Source organism: Algibacter sp. Ld11, from assembly GCF_045066735.1.
In the GTDB taxonomy this organism is placed as follows: domain Bacteria; phylum Bacteroidota; class Bacteroidia; order Flavobacteriales; family Flavobacteriaceae; genus Algibacter.
Window position 1 is genome coordinate 1 of the sequence record NZ_JBISHH010000011.1, and the last position, 21,389, is coordinate 21,389.

Here is a 21,389-nt window from a genome sequence, read left to right on the forward strand (position 1 = left end):
AACCGATGCTATCGCTGATATCAATAACACTTTTATTGATCAACCTGTAACTGGAAATGTATTAACAAACGATGAAGATTTCGAAGGTGATGCACAAACAGTAACTGAGAATACACAACCGGATAACGGTACAGTGGTAATGAATCCTGATGGATCTTATACCTATACCCCTAATCCTGGTTTCACAGGTGAAGATACTTTCGAGTATACAATCTGTGATGACGGGAATCCTCAAGCTTGTGATACTGCGACTGTATTTATTGAAGTATTACCAGTAAGTGGCCCTGAGAATGAAGCACCTATCGCAAATGCTGATACGGCAACAACTCCTGAAGGAACTCCTATTTCTATTCCTACTATTGCGAATGATTTTGATCCTGATGGTGATACAATCACTGTAACAGAAACTACTGATCCTAATAACGGTACAGTAACTCTGAATCCTGATGGTACAATTACCTATACGCCTAATGATGGGTTTATTGGTGAGGATACCTTCACTTACACTATTTGTGATGATGCGAATCCTGCGCTTTGTGATACCGCTACTGTTACAGTAACGGTGCAACCTGAAGATGCTCCTAATACTACTAATGCTAATGATGATGCGTACACAACCACTCCGGGTGCTGATGTCACTCAAAATCTATTAGTAAATGATAATGATGTCGAAGGTGATAACCAATCTGTAACGGCGAATACACAACCAAATAATGGTAGTGTAACTGTAGAGGCTAACGGAGACTTTACATACACTCCTAATGATGGTTTCTCTGGAACGGATAGCTTCACTTACACAATATGTGATGATAATGCTGACCAAGCTTGTGATACTGCTACTGTATTTATTACTGTGGGTGGTATTGAAAATACAACCGATGCTATCGCTGATATCAATAACACTTTTGCTGATCAACCTGTAACTGGAAATGTATTAACAAACGATGAAGATTTCGAAGGTGATGCACAAACAGTAACTGAGAATACACAACCGGATAACGGTACAGTGGTAATGAATCCTGATGGATCTTATACCTATACCCCTAATCCTGGTTTCACAGGTGAAGATACTTTCGAGTATACAATCTGTGATGATGGGAATCCTCAAGCTTGTGATACTGCGACTGTATTTATTGAAGTATTACCGGTAAGTGGCCCTGAGAATGAAGCACCTATCGCAAATGCTGATACGGCAACAACTCCTGAAGGAACTCCTATTTCTATTCCTACTATTGCGAATGATTTTGATCCTGATGGTGATACAATCACTGTAACAGAAACTACTGATCCTAATAACGGTACAGTAACTCTGAATCCTGATGGTACAATTACCTATACGCCTAATGATGGGTTTATTGGTGAGGACACCTTCACTTACACTATTTGTGATGATGCGAATCCTGCGCTTTGTGATACCGCTACTGTTACAGTAACGGTGCAACCTGAAGATGCTCCTAATACTACTAATGCTAATGATGATGCGTATTTCGCTTCAACTTGTGGTAGCCTTTCAGGAAATGTATTCTTAAATGATAATGACATAGAAGGTGATAATCAAACAATAACAACAACCACAGTAACAACTACTGAAGGTGTTACCGTTATTATTGATGCTAACACTGGTGAATTCACCTACACTCCTATTTCATCAGACTTTATAGGAAATGACTCTTTTGTTTATACTGTTTGTGATAATAATACAAACCAAGCTTGTGATCAAGCGACAGTTTATTTATCAATAACAGATTCAACACCTCCAAGCATTATCAACTGTTCTATCAGTGATGAAACTATTGAGTGTGCTGGAACGGATAACGAAAGCACTGCTACAGCATGGAACGATGCAAATATTGCAGCTTTAGAACTTTGCGCTACTGATGCTTGTGATTCAACATTTAGTGGACAAGTAACTTCAGACTACAGTTTTGACAACTTAGTTTCTACATGTGGTGCGAGTGGGACAATAACAGTAACATACACAATCACTGACGGAAACAACAATAGCACAGAGCTTGTTGCAACACTTACAATTGAAGATACAGTAGCTCCTGAGCCAACATCTACTATTGAAGCTTCATTGTTAGCAAACTGTGATAACTTACCAGAAATTCCAACAATTGAATTTACTGATAATTGTTCTTCGAATGTTAATGTTGTTTTTGAAGAAACGAGTTCTTTTGACGAGAATAATCCTTCAGACTACGAAATCATTAGAACTTGGACTGTTAATGATGATTGTGATAACACTGAAACTTATACACAAACAGTTTCAGTTACTCTTAGCGATTTAATTACAACCGTTAACGATAAAGCGTGTACTGATGATGGAGTAATAGATCTTGATGATTATTTAGAAAACGACCAAACGGGTGGTACCTGGACCATTACACAAGGTAATGCTAACTTAGATGTAAACATATTTGACCCTGAAAATGTAGAATTAGGTAATTATACATTTAGCTATACTAGTGCTAATAATGGATGTTTAAATACAACTGAAGTTGTTTTAGAAATTCACGATGAGTGTATTGTTCTTCCATGTGGAAAAGATGATGTAATCATTTCTAAAGTAGTAACTCCTAATGGTGATGCTCAGAATGAATTCTTTACAATTACCGGAGTAGAAACTTGTGGCTTCGTTGTCGATTTAAAAATATTCAATAGATGGGGTGCTAAAATTTATGAGAACTCTAATTACCAAAATAACTGGAATGGATTTGCTCATAAATCGTCTGTAGGAAATGCAGATAAAGTACCAAACGGAACCTATTACTATATTATCAATTTAAAAAACAGTGGATTAGAACCTATAGCGAAAGCATTTTACGTAGGCACTAAATAAACCCAGATATATTATGAAATCATTAAAATTAAAACTCATTATTTTTATACTGGCCAATAGTTGGATTGGAGTAGCGCAACAGCTACCCCAATTCACACAGTATATGTATAATACAATCTCAATAAATCCTGCTTATGCAGGTAGTCGAGAAACATTAAGCGGTGTAGGTTTACATAGAAGTCAGTGGGTTGGCATAGAAGGTGCTCCAACAACACAAACACTATCTATCCATACGCCTCTAAGAAACGACCGTATAGGTGTAGGAGTATCATTTATCAATGATGAACTTGGTTATGAAAATTTCTCATATTTATATGGCGATTTTTCATACACTATTCCAATGGGCGAAAAAGCTAAATTAGCATTTGGTATAAAAGGTGGTTTTACTCAATACCATATTGACCAAACTATTTTAAATGACCCAACGGTTGTTAATGATCAGTTTTTTGATGATGTTTCAAATCGATGGAGCCCAAACGTAGGTTTAGGTCTTTATTTACACACTAACAAATGGTACGTTGGTTTGTCTGCTCCTAGAGTTTTAAATACGGATTATAACAACGGTGGAAATGGCACAATTGATTATGTAGCTTTAGAACGTATTAGTTACTATGCAACTGGTGGCTATGTTTTCGATTTAAGCGAAACTACAAAATTCAAACCAGCGGTTTTACTTAAAGCTACAAATGGTGCACCTTTGTCTTTCGACATGACTGCTAACTTTTTGTTTAATGATAAATTCTGGTTAGGTGGTTCTTATAGAATTAATGAATCTGCAGCTGCTCTTGGTTTTATAACCGATTTACAAGTTTCGAAACAATTGCGTATTGGTTATGCTTATGAATATCCACTATCAGAATTAAACACTTACACAAGTGGAACTCACGAGGTCATACTCATGTTCGAAGTATTTAAAAGTAAACGTATTAAATCTCCTAGATTCTTCTAAAAAATATATTATGAAATCAAATTTATTACTAATTATATTTACTATTTACGGTTCTATAATGTTTGGCCAAGTAAAGCTAGCCGATAGATTTTTTGAGAACTACGGTTATGTAAAAGCAAGTGAACTTTACGAAAAAGCTGTTGAAAGCGGTGATGATAGTGAGCATGTTTTAACACGTTTAGGTGATTGTTATTATAACAATTCCAATTCGGAAAAAGCGGCTATGTGGTATGGAAAGGCAGTAAACAAATACGACGACATCTCTTCACTTTATTTGTTTAAATACATTTCATCATTAAAAAGTATTGGTCACTATGCTGAAGCCGATGTTTGGTTGAAAAAATATTTAAAACTTCAAAATGATGATACCAAAATTAGCGAGAACAACTCAGAAGACTTATTAAATTATGAGGAGCTTAACACCGTTGATAAATCGTTATATATTACAATAGAGAATTTGTCTATCAATTCTAAATTTTCAGATTTCGGTTCATTTGTACAAAATAACACGCTCTACTTTGCCTCTTCGAGAAGGCTTGATGAAAACAAAAAATATGGTTGGAATAAAGAACCCTTTTTAGATTTATTTGAAGTTGCTGTTAAAGAAAATGGATATGAATTAGAATTTGGTAATCCGCATTTAATTAAAGCTTCAAACGTTAATACAGATTATCACGAAGCTACTGTCACTATTTCTAATAATGGGAAAACCATGTATTTTACTAGAGATAATGTAACAAGAAGAAACGAATTAAATTTTGATAAGAAAGGCACCACTCACCTAAAAATATACAGAGCATCTCTAATTGGAGGTCAGTGGTCAAACATATTAGAGTTACCAATTAATGATGATGTATATTCAACTGGTCATCCAAGTTTAAGTGCTGATAATAAAAAATTATATTTTGTATCAGATAGAGAAGGTGGATTTGGACAAACGGATATTTATGAAGTTGATATTCTTGAGAATAATAAATTTAGCGAACCAAGAAACTTAGGTTCAAAAATAAATACAGAAGGACGAGAAATGTTTCCTTTTGTAAGTAAAGACAGTACCTTTTACTTCTCTTCTGATGGACGTTTAAATCTTGGATTATTAGATATATTTAAATCAAACATTATTAAAGACAGTTTGTCTCAACCTCAAAATTTAGGTGCACCTTACAATAGTGGTTATGATGATTTTGCTTATTTTATAGATCCTTCTAACGAAAACAAACGCAGCTATTTTTCATCGAACAGACCAGGTGGTAATGGTAATGATGATATTTACACCGTATATTCCAAAGTATGTTTTCAAACCTTAACAGGTACTACTAGAAATAAAAACACCAACGAAGTTTTAGGCAACACTAATGTTAAACTTATAGATGAAACAGGAAAAATAATTGAAGAAATAGTCACTACCGAAAATGGAACTTACGAGTTTACTATAGAATGTAATAAAACCTACAGTCTTCTAGGAAGTAAAAGTGGATATTTAGATGATCAAGCAGACCTAATAACTAGCGATAAAAATGAAGTTGCTATTGAACAAGATTTATTTTTAAGTTCATTAATTGTAGGTAATCAAATTGTAATTAACCCTATTTATTTCGATTTTAATAAATCGAACATTAGACTTGATGCACAATACGAGTTAGAAAATATTGTAGATGTATTAAGAGCTAACCCAACAATGATTATAAAAATTGAATCGCACACTGATAGTAGAGGAAGAGATAAATACAACTTAAGCCTATCTGATAGACGTGCAAAATCTACTAGAGACTATATACTCTCTAGAGGTATAGCGCCAGAGCGCATAGAAAGTGCTATTGGGTATGGAGAAACACAACTACTAAACAAATGTAGCAATGGGGTTAGATGCTCTCAAGAAGAACATCAATTAAACAGACGATCTTACTTCTATATCTTAAAAAAATAAATTTATTTCCGAGTTAAAAAAAATCACAAACTATAAAGTTTGTGATTTTTTTTTTGCCCTATACTATCATCCAAAGTGGTTATTATTAAAAATCGATATTACAATTTTGCCAAACATACAATATCAAATTCTTAAAATTCAACTAGCTTTTTCTATATTGCATTAAGTTTAAACATCTATGTTAAGTCATCACCTTAAACAAAACACTCTACCCCCTACTCCCAGCACGCTATACCAATTTATACTATGGGTTTTAATAGCTTTTAACGTTTCAATTACAAATGCTCAAGAAGCGATTAACCAACCTCAGCAAATAGAAGCTCTTTTATTAAAATCGAAAGTTTTAGCACAAACAAATATTGATAGCTCTTATTTCTATGCTTTGCAAGCCGTTAAAGATTCGAAACAAATAAAAAACGATTCACTAATTGCTAAATCTCACTTACAACAAAGTAGTCTTTTAATTTTCAAAAAAGAATTCTCTAAGTCAGACTCATTACTACAACAGAACCTCAATAAAAAATTACCCAAACATATTAAGGGCTTAACGCTACATAATCTAGCGACTATAGAATATTACAAACAAGATTTTCAAAAAGCACTAACTCTTTATCTACAAGCTGCAAATATTTTAGAACAAACAAAAAAAACAGAACAACTTGTAAACACCTACTCCAATATTGGCGCTATTAATGCTTCATTAAAAAACTATAAAAATGCTCAAATATATTTGGAGAGAGCTTTAGAAATAAGTGATTCTAACGAAGTTGTAAAACTTCAAATATTAGTGAACTTATGTAATATTTATTTAAACGAAAAACAGTTTGAAAAATATACCAAAAGTATTTATGTAGCCGAGCAACTTGCTGTAAAGTACAACTCCAAAAACACATTAGCTACCATTTATAATAATTTAGCAATCTATTTCACAAACAATGGAGCAGATTATAACAAAGCTATTACATATGGAGAAAAGGCCATTTTATTAAAAAAAGAACTCAATAGTACCAACACTCTTGATGTAACATACAATAATGTAGGCAATGCTTATCTTAAAAGAAAAGATTACAAAAAAGCTATTAGTTATTTAGATAGCGCTAGCATTGGAGCCCAAGGCCTGTTAAAATCTTACATATTCAATAACCTTAAAGAATCTTACCTCGGTTTAGAACAATACAAAACGGCCCTGCATTATGCCGATTTAAAAGATAAAATAAAAGATTCCATTACTAACCAAAAGCAAAAAGAAAGTGTAGCTGAGTTAACCGAAAAATATGAATCGGAGAAAAAAGAGCAACGCATTAATATCTTAAACACCAAAAACAAGCTACAAGCTCTTACTATAAAACAGCAAAACTATCTACTTTTAGCATTAATTATTTTTGTTATACTCATTACAACTCTCGCCTATTTTGGTTTTAAAAGTTATAAAGTACAGCAACAACTAGACAAGGTTTTACTCCAACAGCGCTTGAGAAAAATGCAACTAAACCCGCACTTTTTATTTAATGCTTTGCAGAGTATACAAAATTTCATTTACCAAAATGATAAGGAAAAATCCAGTTCTTATCTTACAAGTTACTCAAAATTAATCCGATTGGTTTTAGAAAAATCTGACGATGATTTTATTACCGTTGAAGATGATAAAATTGCCATTGAATCCTATTTATCACTACAATTACTGAATTACAACAATAAGTTTTCATTCAAAATAGACATTGCAGACTCAGTAAATGAAGATTTTGATATGTTACCAACATTAATTACCCAACCTTTTGTAGAAAATGCCATATTGCATGGTTTAAAAGATAATGACCAAGGTGTTATTAGTGTAGAATATTATAAACGAGACTCTATTTTATATGTATCCATAAAGGACAATGGCAAAGGTTTTGAGGTAAAAAAAGACGATTCTAACCGATTACATAAGTCTATGAGTATGGACATTATAAAAGAACAATTAAAAAATCTTAATAAAACAGCTAAAGACTTCAAGGGTGATATTGATGTAAAAACAACCTCGAATGGCACCCAAGTTATTTTAAGTTTTATAACAATTTAAATAAATTATCTTTGTATTTATATGGAAACCATAACTTGTTTTATTGTAGAAGACGATCCGCAGGCACTAGCCTATGCTTCCTCTATTATAGAAAGCCAAGAGCACATAAAACTAGTTGGTAACTCTAACACAATTAAAGAAGCTGCGAAGCGCATTAAGACCTTAAAGCCGGACTTTATAATTCTAGATGTTTTTCTTATGGATGGAAATGCTTTTGAGTTTCTTCCTTTATTTGATAAAATTGATTTTAAAATTATATTCACAACCTCGTATGCTAAATTTGCCATCGATGCTTTTAAGTTTAGCGCTTTAGATTACCTATTAAAGCCTTATGACAAAAATGCACTAATCGTGGCTATAAATAAAGTTGTTAATGATATAAAAAAAACAAATTACCAAGAGCAGTTAAGCACATTAATGTATAATGTTTCTAATAAGGAATTACCTAAAAAACTTGTTTTAAAAACAACCGACGATATTCATGTTGTAGATACAAAAGATATTTTATATGCTAAATCAGACAATAATTACACTTCTTTTCTTTTAGCAAACGATAAAAGTATATTAGTTTCTAAACCCCTTAAATCCTTTGATGAAAAACTGAGTAACCATAATTTTTTTCGTGTCCATCAAAGCTTTTTAATAAACCTAAACTACATAACGTCTTTTAATAAACGTAATGAAGAGGTTATTCTGAACGAAAATCATGCTATTCCTGTAGCTCAAAGTAGAAAAAAGAATTTACTGATGTACATTGATAATCTATACTAAAGTCCTCTTGTATTTTACTAACTAAAAAATGTAATTGCTAGAATTCTCTATAAAACAGCCTCATTTCTAAATGCACTGCGTGAAATTCTCATTTATGAACATTTTTATCTTTAATAAAACTAACTTTACTCTAAAATTTGTAAAAGCCCTCTACTCTATCCTTTTTTTTAGGACATGGTAAAAACAAATTAAAACTTCTCAAATCTATTATCAACCTAAAATAGAACTAAAAAAACTAATTAATAATAATCGAAATGAAAAAAAACCTAATCGCAGTTGCTTTAATTACCATTTGTACCCTATTTCAATCTTGCTATGTCATGAAGAAATCTGATGATTTTTATAAAATAGAAACATCGAACCTCAACACGCTTTACCTTATTGATATTTCTGGGAGTATGGAAGGTATAGACGAAGGATCTGTAAAAGACCAAGTTATGCGAGAAGTTGGAGACACGGCAGGCAACCAAGTTAGCAAAATTATAGGTGGCAAATTTGGGAGTCTATTAGGGAAACAAGTCGCTAATGAAGCTACCAAGCTAGGCGCAGTAAAACGCAACCTTATCCCTGCTATAAAAGGCTTACCTGACGGTAAAAAGTTTATTATTTTCACTTTTAACAACGATGTTACAAAACAATCTACAGAATTTAAAGTAGCCGATAATGTATCAAGAACGTCTTCTAATGTTTTCGTAAAAAATCTAAAAGCTGGTGGAGGCACAAACACTCTAGAAGGGCTTTTAGAGGCGTTATCTATGCACGACGTACAAGAAATAGTACTTATGAGTGACGGACTACCAAACAGCGGTCCTAAAGTTGTGCTGGACGAAATAAGCAAAGTAAACACTAACAATATTATTATTCACACTATTGCCTTTGGTGATGATGCAGATTTAGATTTCATGAAAACTTTAGCTGAAGAAAATAACGGGAAATTTATTACATCAAAAATATAATAATAGGATTGCACTAACAATGAAATTAAATATTAAATTCTATTTCATTCTTTAAAATATAAAAAGCCCAGTAATTGATTTTACTGGGCTTTTTTAACTTTATAAAACAGATACGTTTTTTATACTTAGCATCTAGATACTAATCTAGCAATTCCGGGTTGCTTAAAATCAATTCTATTTTTTTTATAATCACGGTAATTTGATTCATTTGTAATTCTATATTTCTAAAGAACAAACTAATATCTCTATTCACCCAACTTTCTGAAATTACACGTGCTCCCAAACTAATCCGAAGCACAGCACTTTGAAAATCATTCCCATACTTCACATTCACAGCCTGACCAATATGGCATTTTTGAGCTGCAAGTCTAATAATTTCTAAAGATGCGTCTTTAAATTTATCGGATAAATCTGAATTTAACAAAATGTAAAGTTTCTTAACATTCTCAACCGATAAAGCTTTATCGTCTTTAAGAATAAAGAAAGGAAAAATGGTACGGATATTACGTATCCCAAACTCTTCACTATTATAAGCATTAGCATTTGGAAGTTCTCCGTACAGAGGCTCTAAAAAAGAAGCATCTTTTACCGAATCGTCAACAAAATCGCAAAACATTTCGATAGCCATATTTCGATATAAAACAGGAGTTTTATAATACCTTTCCATTTCAACTATAGACGCATTCCAACGCATATAAGAGCCAAAATTATAACCATCTGGGAGATCTTGTGAGCAAAACCAAGATGCCGGCCATTCGGAACTATTATAGTATTTTGTTAAACCTTTTGGAAACTTATTTTTAGCAGATTGAATTGAATCACTAACGCTTTCCGGCAAAATTAATGCACCAGAATATGGAGGACCTGTAAAATATTTACTTCCCGTAACGGTAACGATATAGCCTTTATTTAAATAATTCTGCATGTCTTTAGGATCTAACCTTAGCTGTGCAGCATCTACAATAACCTGTATAGATAAATTGTTTAGTGTTTCTAATCTCGCCATCATATCTTCACTAGGTGATCGATAGCCTAGTTTAGAATGATCCATGGTATGCAAAACTACATGCCTTCCTAATTCATTTGTTTTAGATATAGCATTAAAAATTTCATTATCTAAATCACTAGATGATTTTAACTCACCATTTCCATCTCTTAACGTGACCTTAATTAAGTCTATATCTCTAAAACCTTCAATTCTATCTCCTTTGGTAACCGGGTAATTTAAAGCGGTTGTATTTTCAAAATGACAGCCTTTTAATGCACCAGGTACACCACTACCCGTTTCGTCTGATGCTACTAAAACATGAGTAATATCTTTATTGGAAATAATTTGAGTTATGGCTGCTATTTGCAATGAAGAATCTGTTCCTGACGGCGAAAATATAATTTCACAAGCTTCATTCAATTTAAATATAGTCTTGAGTTTATCTTTTAGTAATTCCGAAAACTCAATAGTTGTGCCTTCAAACCCATTTTTTAAGCTATTTCCGATTAAAATACTCCTCGTTTTATCGGTTTTATCAAATGCAAAATTAGAAACACTGGTTGCTGTAGATGATGCAAAAGTAAAAGCATCGGGTCTTGGAAATGGTCGGCAACCATATTTATTAAGCAAATCAATTTCATCTATATTTAACCTAAGATCACCACCAGCCATTAACAAGTATTCTGTTGGTTTCGCTAAGTTTTCAACAATAGGTTTCCAAGATTCTTTAAATATTTTATCGTTGGTATTTAATCCATGTAAGGCCTGTAATTGTCCATTTTCTAATGAATCTTCTACACTTAAATTTTTATCATTCTTAATTAAATCAATCAAAAAATAATTAAAAGGTTTCAATTTCCCTTTATCTTCTTTTGGCAACAATTGATAGAAAATTCTAGCGACTTCTAGCGCAGCGATATCACATAAAACGGTATCATTTTTTTCTGTACCTAGGGCTTTGTACCAAAGTTGCCACTCAATGGCATATCTTAAATAAACCAAAGCCAAAACCGGCTTACTTAAAAATAAAGATCCTATTATTATAGATTTGTTCGGCACAATTTTAAACACATCTGGCGCACTATTAGACGTAATAATATTGATATTGTTTATTTTCGGTACCGTGTTAAATCTTTTTAAAACATGAACTAAATAATTCACATTTTCTTTTTCAAACAAACTAGTTCTCTTATACTGATCTTCAATAAGTATATTGTTCTTCATTGGTGCATTAATTTAAAACGTTTTTACTAACGTTATTCTCTCAGAGCTATTTCTTTTTTTTCTAAGCTCTAGAATTTTATTTAGGCTCTAGATAATATTAGAACTTTTGATTGATTTGGCGGCAAATATAAAGCGTTCCCTCGTATCATTAAAAGATTTTCTCTTTCTAATAAAAACCTCTTTATTTTCCACATAAATACATAGAAGCGTAATGTATGAAAATCTCATGAAATTTATGATCCTCTTTGTTAAATTTTGGCAAAAAAACAGACAAAGTGAACTCTTAAAACTCTACCAATAACACTTAGGCCATAAAACACTTATTCTTCAATTTAAGCATGATATATAGAACCTTCGTTTGTGCCTTATAATCTTTTTATTTCTAAACGCTGTGCAAACCTTTTTAATTAATTATGGTTGTATCATGTGACTTTTAAGAAGTTTTTGAGTCTAAAAAGAGACAACCAAAAAAAATAGTTCGAAAGTTTTGTAACATTTATTAGTATATTAACGTATAACTACTGAATACCTTAACAGAGAACCTAAACAACATACTTTATAATGAGACAACTTAAAATTACCAAGCAGGTTACCAATAGAGAGACCGCATCGCTGGATAAATATCTTCAAGAAATTGGAAAGGTTGATTTAATTACTGCAGACGAAGAGGTTGAATTAGCACAACGTATTAAAGCGGGAGATCAAATCGCTTTAGAAAAGTTAACAAAAGCTAATTTACGTTTCGTTGTATCGGTTGCTAAACAATACCAAAACCAAGGACTTACACTACCCGATTTAATTAATGAAGGAAATTTAGGTTTAATTAAAGCCGCACAACGTTTTGATGAAACACGTGGTTTCAAGTTTATTTCTTATGCGGTATGGTGGATTCGTCAATCTATTCTTCAAGCATTAGCAGAACAATCTCGTATTGTGCGCTTACCTTTAAATAAAATTGGTTCGATAAATAAAATTAATAAAACATTTGCCTTTTTAGAGCAAAGTCATGAACGTCCACCTTCTGCTGAAGAAATTGCAAAAGAATTGGATATGACTATTAATGATGTTAAAGAGTCTATGAAGAACTCAGGACGTCACGTAAGTATGGATGCGCCTTTAGTTGAAGGTGAAGACTCTAACTTATATGATGTTTTAAACTCAGGAGAATCACCAAATCCAGATCGTGAATTATTACACGAATCTTTACGTACAGAAATTGAACGTGCTTTAGAAACATTAACACCTCGTGAAGCAGATGTTATTCGTTTATACTTTGGTTTAGGAAACCAACACCCAATGACTTTAGAAGAAATTGGAGAAACTTTCGATTTAACACGTGAGCGTGTTCGCCAAATTAAAGAAAAAGCTATACGTAGATTAAAACACACGTCTAGAAGTAAAATATTAAAAACATATTTAGGTTAGTAATTACATAGTATTACGACTAAATTACAACTACAAACAGTTACAAAAATAACTGTTCGTTTTTTGATTGATGAAAGAACCCGCGGCTGATTACCGCGGGTTTATTTTTTTCAAAAAAAACACATCATATTCTACCAGTAAGCAAATACAGCTTCCTTCTTGCTTTCAAATATTTTAGAATATACATTGCTACAAATAAGTGAAATTTTAATAATGACAGAAAAATCTCTTTTTCTATATTATTAGACTAATATAATATTATATTTGATTTATGCTAAAGACTATATGCTACAAAAGCCAAGCAAAAACAACTCTAAATATTTTGGAGTTTGAAGCTATACTCAACGAAACTCAAAGCAAAAACGATAATAACAATATTACAGGTGTTTTAGTAAAAAAAGATAAGATTTTTTTCCAAATAATAGAAGGAACTGAAACTGTAATAGATAAGCTTTATCAAAAAATTCAAGAAGATACCAGGCATTCCAATATTATAGAAATATTAAATGCACCTATCTCGCAATTAAGTTTTGAAGCGTTCGATGCAGGCTACACTGTAATTGAAAACATTGAGGCCCTTTATGGATTACAAAAATACATCACAGCACTAGATCAAACAAACTTTGAAAACGGTGATCTCTTTTTAGAAATTATTGAAGAGCTATTAAGCTCTGATTAATAAAAAGCCTTAGCTTTGCGAAAACATTAAAATTTCAAAAAAATGTCTTCTAAATTAATAGCGCCTTCAATGCTTGCTGCCGATTTTGGCAACTTACAACGTGATACAGAAATGGTTAACAATAGTGAAGCCGATTGGTTCCACATCGATGTAATGGATGGGCATTTTGTACCGAACATTTCATACGGCATGCCTGTAATTGCTGCAATCAAAAAGCACGCTACAAAGCCTTTAGATGTACATTTAATGATTGAAAAACCAGAACGCTACATTGAAGAATTTGCAAAGGTAGGTGCAGATATAATTACAGTACACCACGAGTCTACAGTACACTTACACCGCACACTTACTCAAATTGAAGATGCCGGCTGTAAAGCAGGTGTTGTTTTAAACCTCACTACTCCTATTTCTGTTTTAGAAGATATACTACCTAAATGTTATATGGTTTTACTAATGTCTATAAACCCTGGTTTTGGAGGTCAGAAATTTGAAGACATGACTTACAATAGGGTAAAAAAACTTCGTAAAATGATTAACGAACAAGGTCTAAATACCAGAATTGAAATTGATGGTGGTGTTACTGATAAAAATATAGAGAAGCTAGTTGAGGCTGGCGCTGATGTTTTTGTTGCAGGAAGTCACGTATTTAAAAGCGAAAACCAAACAGAAACGATTAAACGACTAAAAGCACTTGCTAATTCTTAACATTCTCTTATAAAATAATTTAGTAAATCTCTTGTTGTAACAATACCTAGTAAACAACCATCCTTTACAATTGGTAAGGAGTGAAAGGCTTTGTTTGCCAATATTAAAGCAACATCCTTGATACTAGTTTCTGGCGTTACTGTAACAATGTCCTTTTGCATAACTTGCTCTATGGTAAAATTATTTGGTACGACACTATTTAAGCTATAATTATCACCATCAATACGCTCAGGAATGCTAATTCGCATTAAATCCGTATAGCTTATCATGCCAATAATAGCTTCGTCAGAAACTACAGGAATATGCTTAATCCTATGTCTATTAAAAAGCATTTCTGCTCTTTTTAAATCATCTTCGAGAGTTAAACCAATAATTGTTTTTGTCATAATAGAAGATATAGGCGTGTGCTTTCTCATGGTTTCCTGTTTTATTTACTAAAGTAAATTTACAGAAGACCTCCCGCTTATTTTATGACATTTATCACGTATCCTAAAAATATTGATTCAAAAATTAAATTTAAAATTATTATAACGAGTAGCTTATTAACACTGTTGGTGTTACTATACAAATCCACTTGTTATTATCAATAATTGGTAAAGCGCTAACTATTTAATTGAATTAAAAGGAAGTACGGAAACAATAGCACTTTTCATTACTTTCTCTACACTAAACATACTATAAACCTAAATATCTAATCAAGTTTCGTCATTAGTAACATTATCAGCAATGCTTAATCTATGTAAGTCTGTATAGTTCAACTTTCCAATAAGCCCTTTGCCATTAACAATTAAGGCTATGAATAATATTTCAAGGCACAAACAAATGCTCTGTACTTTCTAAGCTTTCTGTTTTTTCTTAATAAAATTAGATGGCGAATCTCCATATACTTTTCTAAAACATTTACCAAAGTAACCTGGATCACTAAATCCCACCTTATAACTTACTTGCGAAATTGTTAATTCATTTTGTTCTAACAATTGTACGGCACGTTTTAATCTTATAATTCTCATAAAATCATTTGGAGATTGACCAATAAGTTTTTTAAGCTTTCTGAAGAATGTTGATCGACTGGTATTCATATCTGCAGCCAATTGATCTACCCAATACAATTCATTACCCATATTAGCTTCCATGAAGTTCATAATTTTCTTTAAAAACTCTTGGTCTATGGAATTTAATGCAATTCTCTCGGGCAACAATTCTTTTTCCGTTTGAAAATATTTACGCATTAAATTTCTAGATTCAATTAGCTTCTCCACCCTTACGGATAGCAACTTCATTTTGAATGGTTTTGGAATATAGGCGTCTGCACCAGATTCTAAACCTTTTATTCTATGCTCTACAGAGTTTAATGCGGTAAGTAAGATTATTGGAATATGGCTGGTTCTGATATTAGTTTTTAATTCCTTACAAAATTCTACACCATCCATTTCAGGCATTAATACATCACTAATTACTAAATCTGGTATCTCTTTTAAAGCTATGCTTAAAGCTTCCTTTCCATTTTCTGCCTGAATTATATTATATTGCTTAAGTAAGCCATTCTTCACTAATTCGCGAATATCTAAATTATCATCTACAACCAATATGGTATTCTTAAGTTGATTGCCCTGCGCATCATCCTCCAAATTCGAATGTTCTTGCACAAAATTCAAATCCATTTCTTCTTCACTTAAACTTTCAGGTAACTTGGTTTCAATTATTTCATCTGGTAATAAATGCAATTTCCCAATAGGTAATTTTATTAGGAAAGAAGTACCTATACCCTTCTTGGAGTTAACTTCAATTACACCATGGTGCAGGTCTATTAAATCCTTAGTTATCGCAAGCCCAATACCTGAGCCAATATCCATTGTTTCTTTTGATTGATTTACTTGATAAAAACGTTGAAACACATAAGGCAACTGATCCTTATCTATTCCCATACCAGTATCCTCAATTTCAATTTTTATATAATCTACATTTACACCTCGATCTATAATATTTAAAACATCTTTATTTTTAGACTTACTTATTTTAATATTAATTTGTCCTCCAGAGGGCGTAAATTTTATAGCATTGTAGATTAAATTATTTAATATTTTCTCTAATTTATCCCAATCAAACCAAACATCCTTAGTATACAATTCACTTTCAAAAGCAATTTTAACGTTATTTTTCTTTGCCGATGCTCTAAAAGCAAATGTAATTTCGCGAATAAAACTTACTATGTCTGCTTTGGTTGCTCCTAATTTAGTTTCACCAACTTCTATTTTTCTAAAATCCATCAATTGGTTTACTAAACGTAGCAGTGTATTAGCGTTTCTCTCTACAATTTTTAGCTTTGGTTTTAATTCTAAGTTTTCCCCAATAGATTCTAAAATTTCCTCAATTGGATTTAAAATTAATGTTATTGGTGTTTTAAACTCATGAGAAATATTTGTGAAAAACTGAAGTTTAAATCTATTAACTTGCTCTATCTCTTTCTGTACTTTTAAAGCAGCTCTTTGTTTAGAACGTAAATTAAAATGAGATTGAATACTAACCAAAATCACTAATAAAACAAATATATAAAACAAAAAAGCCCAACCCGTTAACCAAAATGGCGGCTCTATTTTAAACTTAATGACAGAAGGATTTTCATTCCAATAACCATCATTATTTGATGCAATAACCTTAAAATTATATTTACCAGGAGAAAGATTAGTATAGTGAGCAAAAGGCAACCCTTTAGAATTAACCCACTCGGTATCAAAACCCTCTAACTTGTATTTAAATTGATTTTTTTCTGGCGCAGCAAAATGTAAAGCAGCAAACTCTATAGTTATGTTGTTCTCATCATGCTTGAGTTCAACTTGTTTTTTTAAAGATGACAGTGAATTTTCAAATAAAACCCTACCATTGTATTTTTTACCAACAGCTACATCTTCATTTTTCACTTTTATTCCCGTTATTTTTGCCAAGGACGGGAACGTATTCTCATTAATATTTTTAGGATGAAAAATATTCAATCCTTTCAACCCTCCAAAGAAAAGATAACCCTCGGCGTTTTTATAATAGGCGTTTTTTCTAAAGTTATTACTTTGAAGACCATCTTCTTTATTATAATTTTTAAAGCGCTCTGCATCTATGTCTAAAAATGAGATACCTTTATCAGTACTCATCCATAAGTTTCCTTTATCGTCCTTTAAAATACCGTATATGGCATTATTAGACAGGCCGTCTTTTTCTGTATAATTTTTAAACTTTACCTTGTTTTCATTAGGCGCTCTTGAAGTAAAAGTCATTTTATTAAGGCCTCCACCAAATGTACCAACCCAATAATTATCTTTTTCTCCTTCAATTATAGAAAACACAGAATTATGGCTTAAACTATTGGAGTCTTTAGGGTTATTTTGAAAAGACACAAACTTTTCGGGCTCATCATTTTCGCTAGGTATTACTAAATTTATCCCACCTTGTAGCGTACCAACCCATAAATCTTGATTGCTATCCTTGTATAGGCAGCTAATTAAGTTATCACTAATACTATTTTCATTATTTATATCAGATCTATAATAAGTAATGCTCGAAAAATCGAATGAGTTAGTGTTGGCTATTTTTTTCTTTTCCCATTTAATTAACCCTTGTGAAAACGAACCAAACCAGATATCACCATATTTATCTTCAACCATAGAAAACACATCTGGCAACTTTAACCCTGTTTCATTAAATGTTGCTGTTTCTGTTTTTGGATTGAATTGCATATGAATAATTTCTTTCCCGCCAATCCAATAATCTCCACGGCTATCTTTCAAAATAGATCTTATTGGCTGTTCAACCAAAGACTGAGCAACCTCCTCATTTCCATCAAAAAAATACTTTTTTATGATTGGAGATTTGTAGTTTTCATCTTTAAACTTAATTTGATTTAATCCATTCTCTGTACCAACCCAAAGTAAATTATTATCATCTTCTAATACGGCATTAATGGACGAATTAGTTAAAGAATTTGGATTTATAGAACTATGATTTAAAAAACCAATCTCTTTTTTTTCTAAATCACATTTGTTTAAACCTCCAACTTTTGTCCCTACCCAAAGTACATTTGTATTATCGAACAATATTGTCATTATCCGCCTACTGCTCAAGCTTTTGCTATCTTGATCGTTTGGTGTAAATAATGAATAAGCTTCAGTCTCTGGATTAAGCTTAACCAATCCATAACCATAAACACCAATCCATATTTTACCTTTGTTATCTTCTTTTATAGCATTAACAAATCCAAAATTGTCATATGGTTTTTTAATTCCCAATGAAAAACTCTTAAAGCTCTCATATTTTATAGAATTAATATCTCTTGGTTGGTCTAAAAACAAGACACCTTTACCTTTCTCGCCAGCCCATAAATTACCTTTTTTATCAATAAGCAAAGCATTAACAGCATTGTTTACACCATCAATATTAAAAACTTTTTTAGTTGAAGTTTTAGAAAGATAAATTACATTTAAACCTTTTGCTGTTCCCACCCACAAACTCCCGTTTAAGTCTTTTGTTATTGAAAGTATTTTATTGTCATTAATTACATTTAGTTCATTTGGCTCATAAAAATAGTGCTCTACCAACTCGTGCGACTTATTATTAAATTTTATATTGTACAATCCAGAATTACTAGTCCCGACCCAAACGGAGCCATCGACATCTGGATAAATTGCCGTAATTTCTTTATTAATTAAACTTAGATGTGGTCTAAAAAACGCTTGCTTTTTTATATCAAACTTGCACAGACCTCTACCAGTACCAATCCATAAATCACCTTTACTATCAATTACTAACTTATTAATTATATTATTAATTAAACTTTTATTGTTATTAAGTTCATTTCTATATAAAACAAATCGTTGACCATCATATTTATATAATCCATTTGCTGTTCCTATCCATAAATAACCTTCGTTATCTTGTAAAAGGTCGATGATTGAATTTTGAGTTAACCCTTTATCATCTATAAAATGTTCAAATTGTAACTTTGAATTTTGAGCATCTAAATTGGAGCTCAAAAAAAATATCACCATGTAAAAGCAGTACTTAAACAATTTGTTTATTATTAAATTCATTAATGAAAATTTTATTGTATTACAGATAGTGCTCTACAAAAAGATATGAAATAATTGATAAATTAAAGCAAAAAATACAATTACCAAATAATTTACACAAACTTTATATTAAGCTGTCAACAAAATAGAAAAAGCGACTCCCGAAATAATCTTGAGTCGCCCTTTCAAACTAAACTAAAACAACGCTATAGATAAAAACTAATTAATAACCTTCGTTTTGTTTAAACTCTTCATCATTATTATTTCCATCTAACTCCGTAAGCGGAATCGCCAAATATTCTCTACCAGGCTTATATGAAGATGTTCCTCCGCTTTCTGATTTTAAATCTGGATTGTCTACAATTCTAGATTTAACCCTTCCCCATCTTAATAAATCGAAATAACGAGTACGCTCAAATGTTAATTCTTTTACACGTTCGTCTTCTATATCTTGCATAGTAACACTTGTAAATTCTGCCATATCAACACGTCTTCTAACTTCATTAACAGCGTCTACGGCAGGTTGTGTAGAGTTTCCACCGTTAGCCATTACTTCCGCTTCTGCAAACATTAATAACACATCTGCATATCTTAAAATTCTTAGGTTGTTACCAGAGCTATGCCATCCACCATCTCTAGATTCCTTTTTACCGTTAAATTCCCAATCAGCATATTTATTACCATAAATATTTGTTCCTGTTGCTGAATATGCATCTGGATACGATACGTTTAGGTATGTTCTTGACTTTAATGATTTTCCTTTGTATTGAGTTGAGTCTTGAGTATTCCAAAAGAATGTAGCATATGCTCTAGGATCAATTTCTCCATTTGTGGTTTGTTCATCTAAAAACAAATCTAATGCCCATTGATTAACGCGCATTGTGTTTTGGTTTGTATAACCTACTGGAGCTAAATCTGCTTGAAAAGCTGAGCCCGAGCCACTACTTGCATCATCTGCTCCCCAACCTTGATTTCCATCAGATATTAATTGAACTTCAAATAAGGACTCTTTGTTATTTTCAAATTCTTCAGTAAAGTTGTGCGCATAATCATCTGTTAGTTCGTAACTACCATCCATAATTTTTGCAAATTCTATTTTAGCTAAATCATATTTACCTTGGTATAAATAGACTTTTCCTAACATACCAGTTGCAGCTCCATATGTTGCTCTTCCTGTTTGTGTTGCTGGCCATGATGTTGGTAATTTAGATTGAGCCATTTTTAAATCTGCTTCAATTTGAGCCCATGTTTCAGCAGGTGGCGCTTGTGGAAGTAAATCTAAATTTGGTATTTCAGTAGTTGGTAAAGTAATAATTGGTACATTCAAAAAGTTATTTACTAGATTGAAATAGTTAAATCCTCTAATAAAATAAGCTTCACCTAAAATATTATCTTTTTCTGTTGCCTCCATTTCTATATTTGGAACATAAAATAGTACATCATTAGATCTTGCAACTCCTCTAAATTGAGCTTCCCACATCCATCTAGGTGCATTACGGTCTGCTGTTGCGTTAAATGCTCCAGCCGCAGTTCTGTCTGATGTATTGAAACCATTTACTACATCATCACGATAATCTGAAAGAAATATTTCAAATCTTGAGTAGTAAGTAATTGCTAAAAAAGGGCTGTACGCACCTATTATTGCTTTATTGGCATCTTCTGGTGTTTGCCAAAAAGAAGATGGTACTAGGTCGTTTGGATTACTTTGGTTTAATACATCATCTGAACAGTTTGTATTAACAACCAATACCGTTAGCATAGCTAGTATGCCTATTATTGAAGTTTTAATATTTTTCATTTTTATCAT

At 32.0% G+C, this 21,389-nt stretch carries 13 protein-coding genes; 9 read left to right on the plus strand and 4 right to left on the minus strand.

Translation table 11 applies throughout. The annotated features are described in order from the left end of the window. The 6 genes from ACJJV4_RS05445 to ACJJV4_RS05470 all read left to right on the plus strand — a co-directional run. Positions 1–2,842, plus strand: a 2,842-nt coding sequence (locus ACJJV4_RS05445; protein WP_405292453.1) for an Ig-like domain-containing protein, incomplete at its 5' end; no start/stop codon positions are given. A gap of 13 nt (positions 2,843–2,855) precedes the next feature. Continuing rightward, positions 2,856–3,791 carry a type IX secretion system membrane protein PorP/SprF gene (locus ACJJV4_RS05450; protein ID WP_405292454.1) on the plus strand — a complete coding sequence of 312 codons (936 nt, stop codon included), beginning with the start codon at positions 2,856–2,858 and terminating at the stop codon, positions 3,789–3,791. Positions 3,792–3,801: 10 nt separating this feature from the next. Beyond that, positions 3,802–5,718 carry an OmpA family protein gene (locus ACJJV4_RS05455; RefSeq protein WP_405292455.1) on the plus strand — a complete coding sequence of 639 codons (1,917 nt, stop codon included), beginning with the start codon at positions 3,802–3,804 and terminating at the stop codon, positions 5,716–5,718. A gap of 178 nt (positions 5,719–5,896) precedes the next feature. Then, a complete protein-coding gene (locus ACJJV4_RS05460; protein WP_405292456.1) occupies positions 5,897–7,780 on the plus strand; it encodes a tetratricopeptide repeat protein in 1,884 nt (627 codons plus the stop codon). Positions 7,781–7,801: 21 nt separating this feature from the next. After that, positions 7,802–8,551 (plus strand): LytR/AlgR family response regulator transcription factor, encoded by a 750-nt coding sequence (locus ACJJV4_RS05465; protein WP_405292457.1) that lies wholly within the window; start codon positions 7,802–7,804, stop codon positions 8,549–8,551. Positions 8,552–8,805: 254 nt separating this feature from the next. Next, positions 8,806–9,507, plus strand: a complete 702-nt coding sequence (locus ACJJV4_RS05470) for a VWA domain-containing protein (RefSeq protein ID WP_405292458.1) — start codon at positions 8,806–8,808, stop codon at positions 9,505–9,507. Between the two features lie 139 nt (positions 9,508–9,646). Here the strand turns inward: ACJJV4_RS05470 and ACJJV4_RS05475 are convergent, their stop codons facing one another. Further along, positions 9,647–11,719 carry a hypothetical protein gene (locus ACJJV4_RS05475; RefSeq protein WP_405292459.1) on the minus strand — a complete coding sequence of 691 codons (2,073 nt, stop codon included), beginning with the start codon at positions 11,717–11,719 and terminating at the stop codon, positions 9,647–9,649. Positions 11,720–12,280: 561 nt separating this feature from the next. On the opposite strand from ACJJV4_RS05475, the gene ACJJV4_RS05480 reads away from it, so the two are divergent. From ACJJV4_RS05480 to rpe, 3 genes are all read left to right on the plus strand, one after another. After that, positions 12,281–13,144, plus strand: coding sequence for an RNA polymerase sigma factor RpoD/SigA (locus ACJJV4_RS05480; protein ID WP_034041378.1), 864 nt, complete (start codon positions 12,281–12,283; stop codon positions 13,142–13,144). Positions 13,145–13,415: 271 nt separating this feature from the next. Next, positions 13,416–13,823 carry a BLUF domain-containing protein gene (locus tag ACJJV4_RS05485; RefSeq protein WP_405292460.1) on the plus strand — a complete coding sequence of 136 codons (408 nt, stop codon included), beginning with the start codon at positions 13,416–13,418 and terminating at the stop codon, positions 13,821–13,823. Positions 13,824–13,865: 42 nt separating this feature from the next. Beyond that, positions 13,866–14,528: a ribulose-phosphate 3-epimerase gene (gene rpe, locus ACJJV4_RS05490; RefSeq protein WP_405292461.1), complete on the plus strand. Its 663-nt coding sequence runs from the start codon at positions 13,866–13,868 to the stop codon at positions 14,526–14,528. On the opposite strand, the gene ACJJV4_RS05495 is transcribed toward rpe, so the two are convergent. The 3 genes from ACJJV4_RS05495 to ACJJV4_RS05505 form a co-directional block, all read right to left on the minus strand. Beyond that, complete coding sequence (locus ACJJV4_RS05495; protein ID WP_405292462.1) at positions 14,525–14,944, minus strand: HPP family protein; 420 nt, start codon at positions 14,942–14,944, stop codon at positions 14,525–14,527. The two genes, rpe and ACJJV4_RS05495, sit on opposite strands and share 4 nt — an antisense overlap. Positions 14,945–15,364: 420 nt before the next feature. Next, positions 15,365–19,561 carry a two-component regulator propeller domain-containing protein gene (locus ACJJV4_RS05500; RefSeq protein ID WP_405292463.1) on the minus strand — a complete coding sequence of 1,399 codons (4,197 nt, stop codon included), beginning with the start codon at positions 19,559–19,561 and terminating at the stop codon, positions 15,365–15,367. A 244-nt stretch (positions 19,562–19,805) separates the two neighbouring features. After that, positions 19,806–21,380, minus strand: a complete 1,575-nt coding sequence (locus tag ACJJV4_RS05505; protein WP_405292464.1) for a RagB/SusD family nutrient uptake outer membrane protein — start codon at positions 21,378–21,380, stop codon at positions 19,806–19,808. Positions 21,381–21,389: the final 9 nt, after the last annotated feature.

What these genes read in the sequence shown, in the direction of transcription:
- ACJJV4_RS05450 (WP_405292454.1), top strand. Translation starts at nt 2,856, where the DNA reads ATGAAATCATTAAAATTAAAACTCATTATTTTTATACTGGCCAATAGT.
- ACJJV4_RS05455 (WP_405292455.1), top strand. Translation starts at nt 3,802, where the DNA reads ATGAAATCAAATTTATTACTAATTATATTTACTATTTACGGTTCTATA.
- ACJJV4_RS05460 (WP_405292456.1), top strand. Translation starts at nt 5,897, where the DNA reads ATGTTAAGTCATCACCTTAAACAAAACACTCTACCCCCTACTCCCAGC.
- ACJJV4_RS05465 (WP_405292457.1), top strand. Translation starts at nt 7,802, where the DNA reads ATGGAAACCATAACTTGTTTTATTGTAGAAGACGATCCGCAGGCACTA.
- ACJJV4_RS05470 (WP_405292458.1), top strand. Translation starts at nt 8,806, where the DNA reads ATGAAAAAAAACCTAATCGCAGTTGCTTTAATTACCATTTGTACCCTA.
- ACJJV4_RS05475 (WP_405292459.1), bottom strand. Translation starts at nt 11,719, where the DNA reads ATGAAGAACAATATACTTATTGAAGATCAGTATAAGAGAACTAGTTTG.
- ACJJV4_RS05480 (WP_034041378.1), top strand. Translation starts at nt 12,281, where the DNA reads ATGAGACAACTTAAAATTACCAAGCAGGTTACCAATAGAGAGACCGCA.
- ACJJV4_RS05485 (WP_405292460.1), top strand. Translation starts at nt 13,416, where the DNA reads ATGCTAAAGACTATATGCTACAAAAGCCAAGCAAAAACAACTCTAAAT.
- rpe (WP_405292461.1), top strand. Translation starts at nt 13,866, where the DNA reads ATGTCTTCTAAATTAATAGCGCCTTCAATGCTTGCTGCCGATTTTGGC.
- ACJJV4_RS05495 (WP_405292462.1), bottom strand. Translation starts at nt 14,944, where the DNA reads ATGAGAAAGCACACGCCTATATCTTCTATTATGACAAAAACAATTATT.
- ACJJV4_RS05500 (WP_405292463.1), bottom strand. Translation starts at nt 19,561, where the DNA reads ATGGTGATATTTTTTTTGAGCTCCAATTTAGATGCTCAAAATTCAAAG.
- ACJJV4_RS05505 (WP_405292464.1), bottom strand. Translation starts at nt 21,380, where the DNA reads ATGAAAAATATTAAAACTTCAATAATAGGCATACTAGCTATGCTAACG.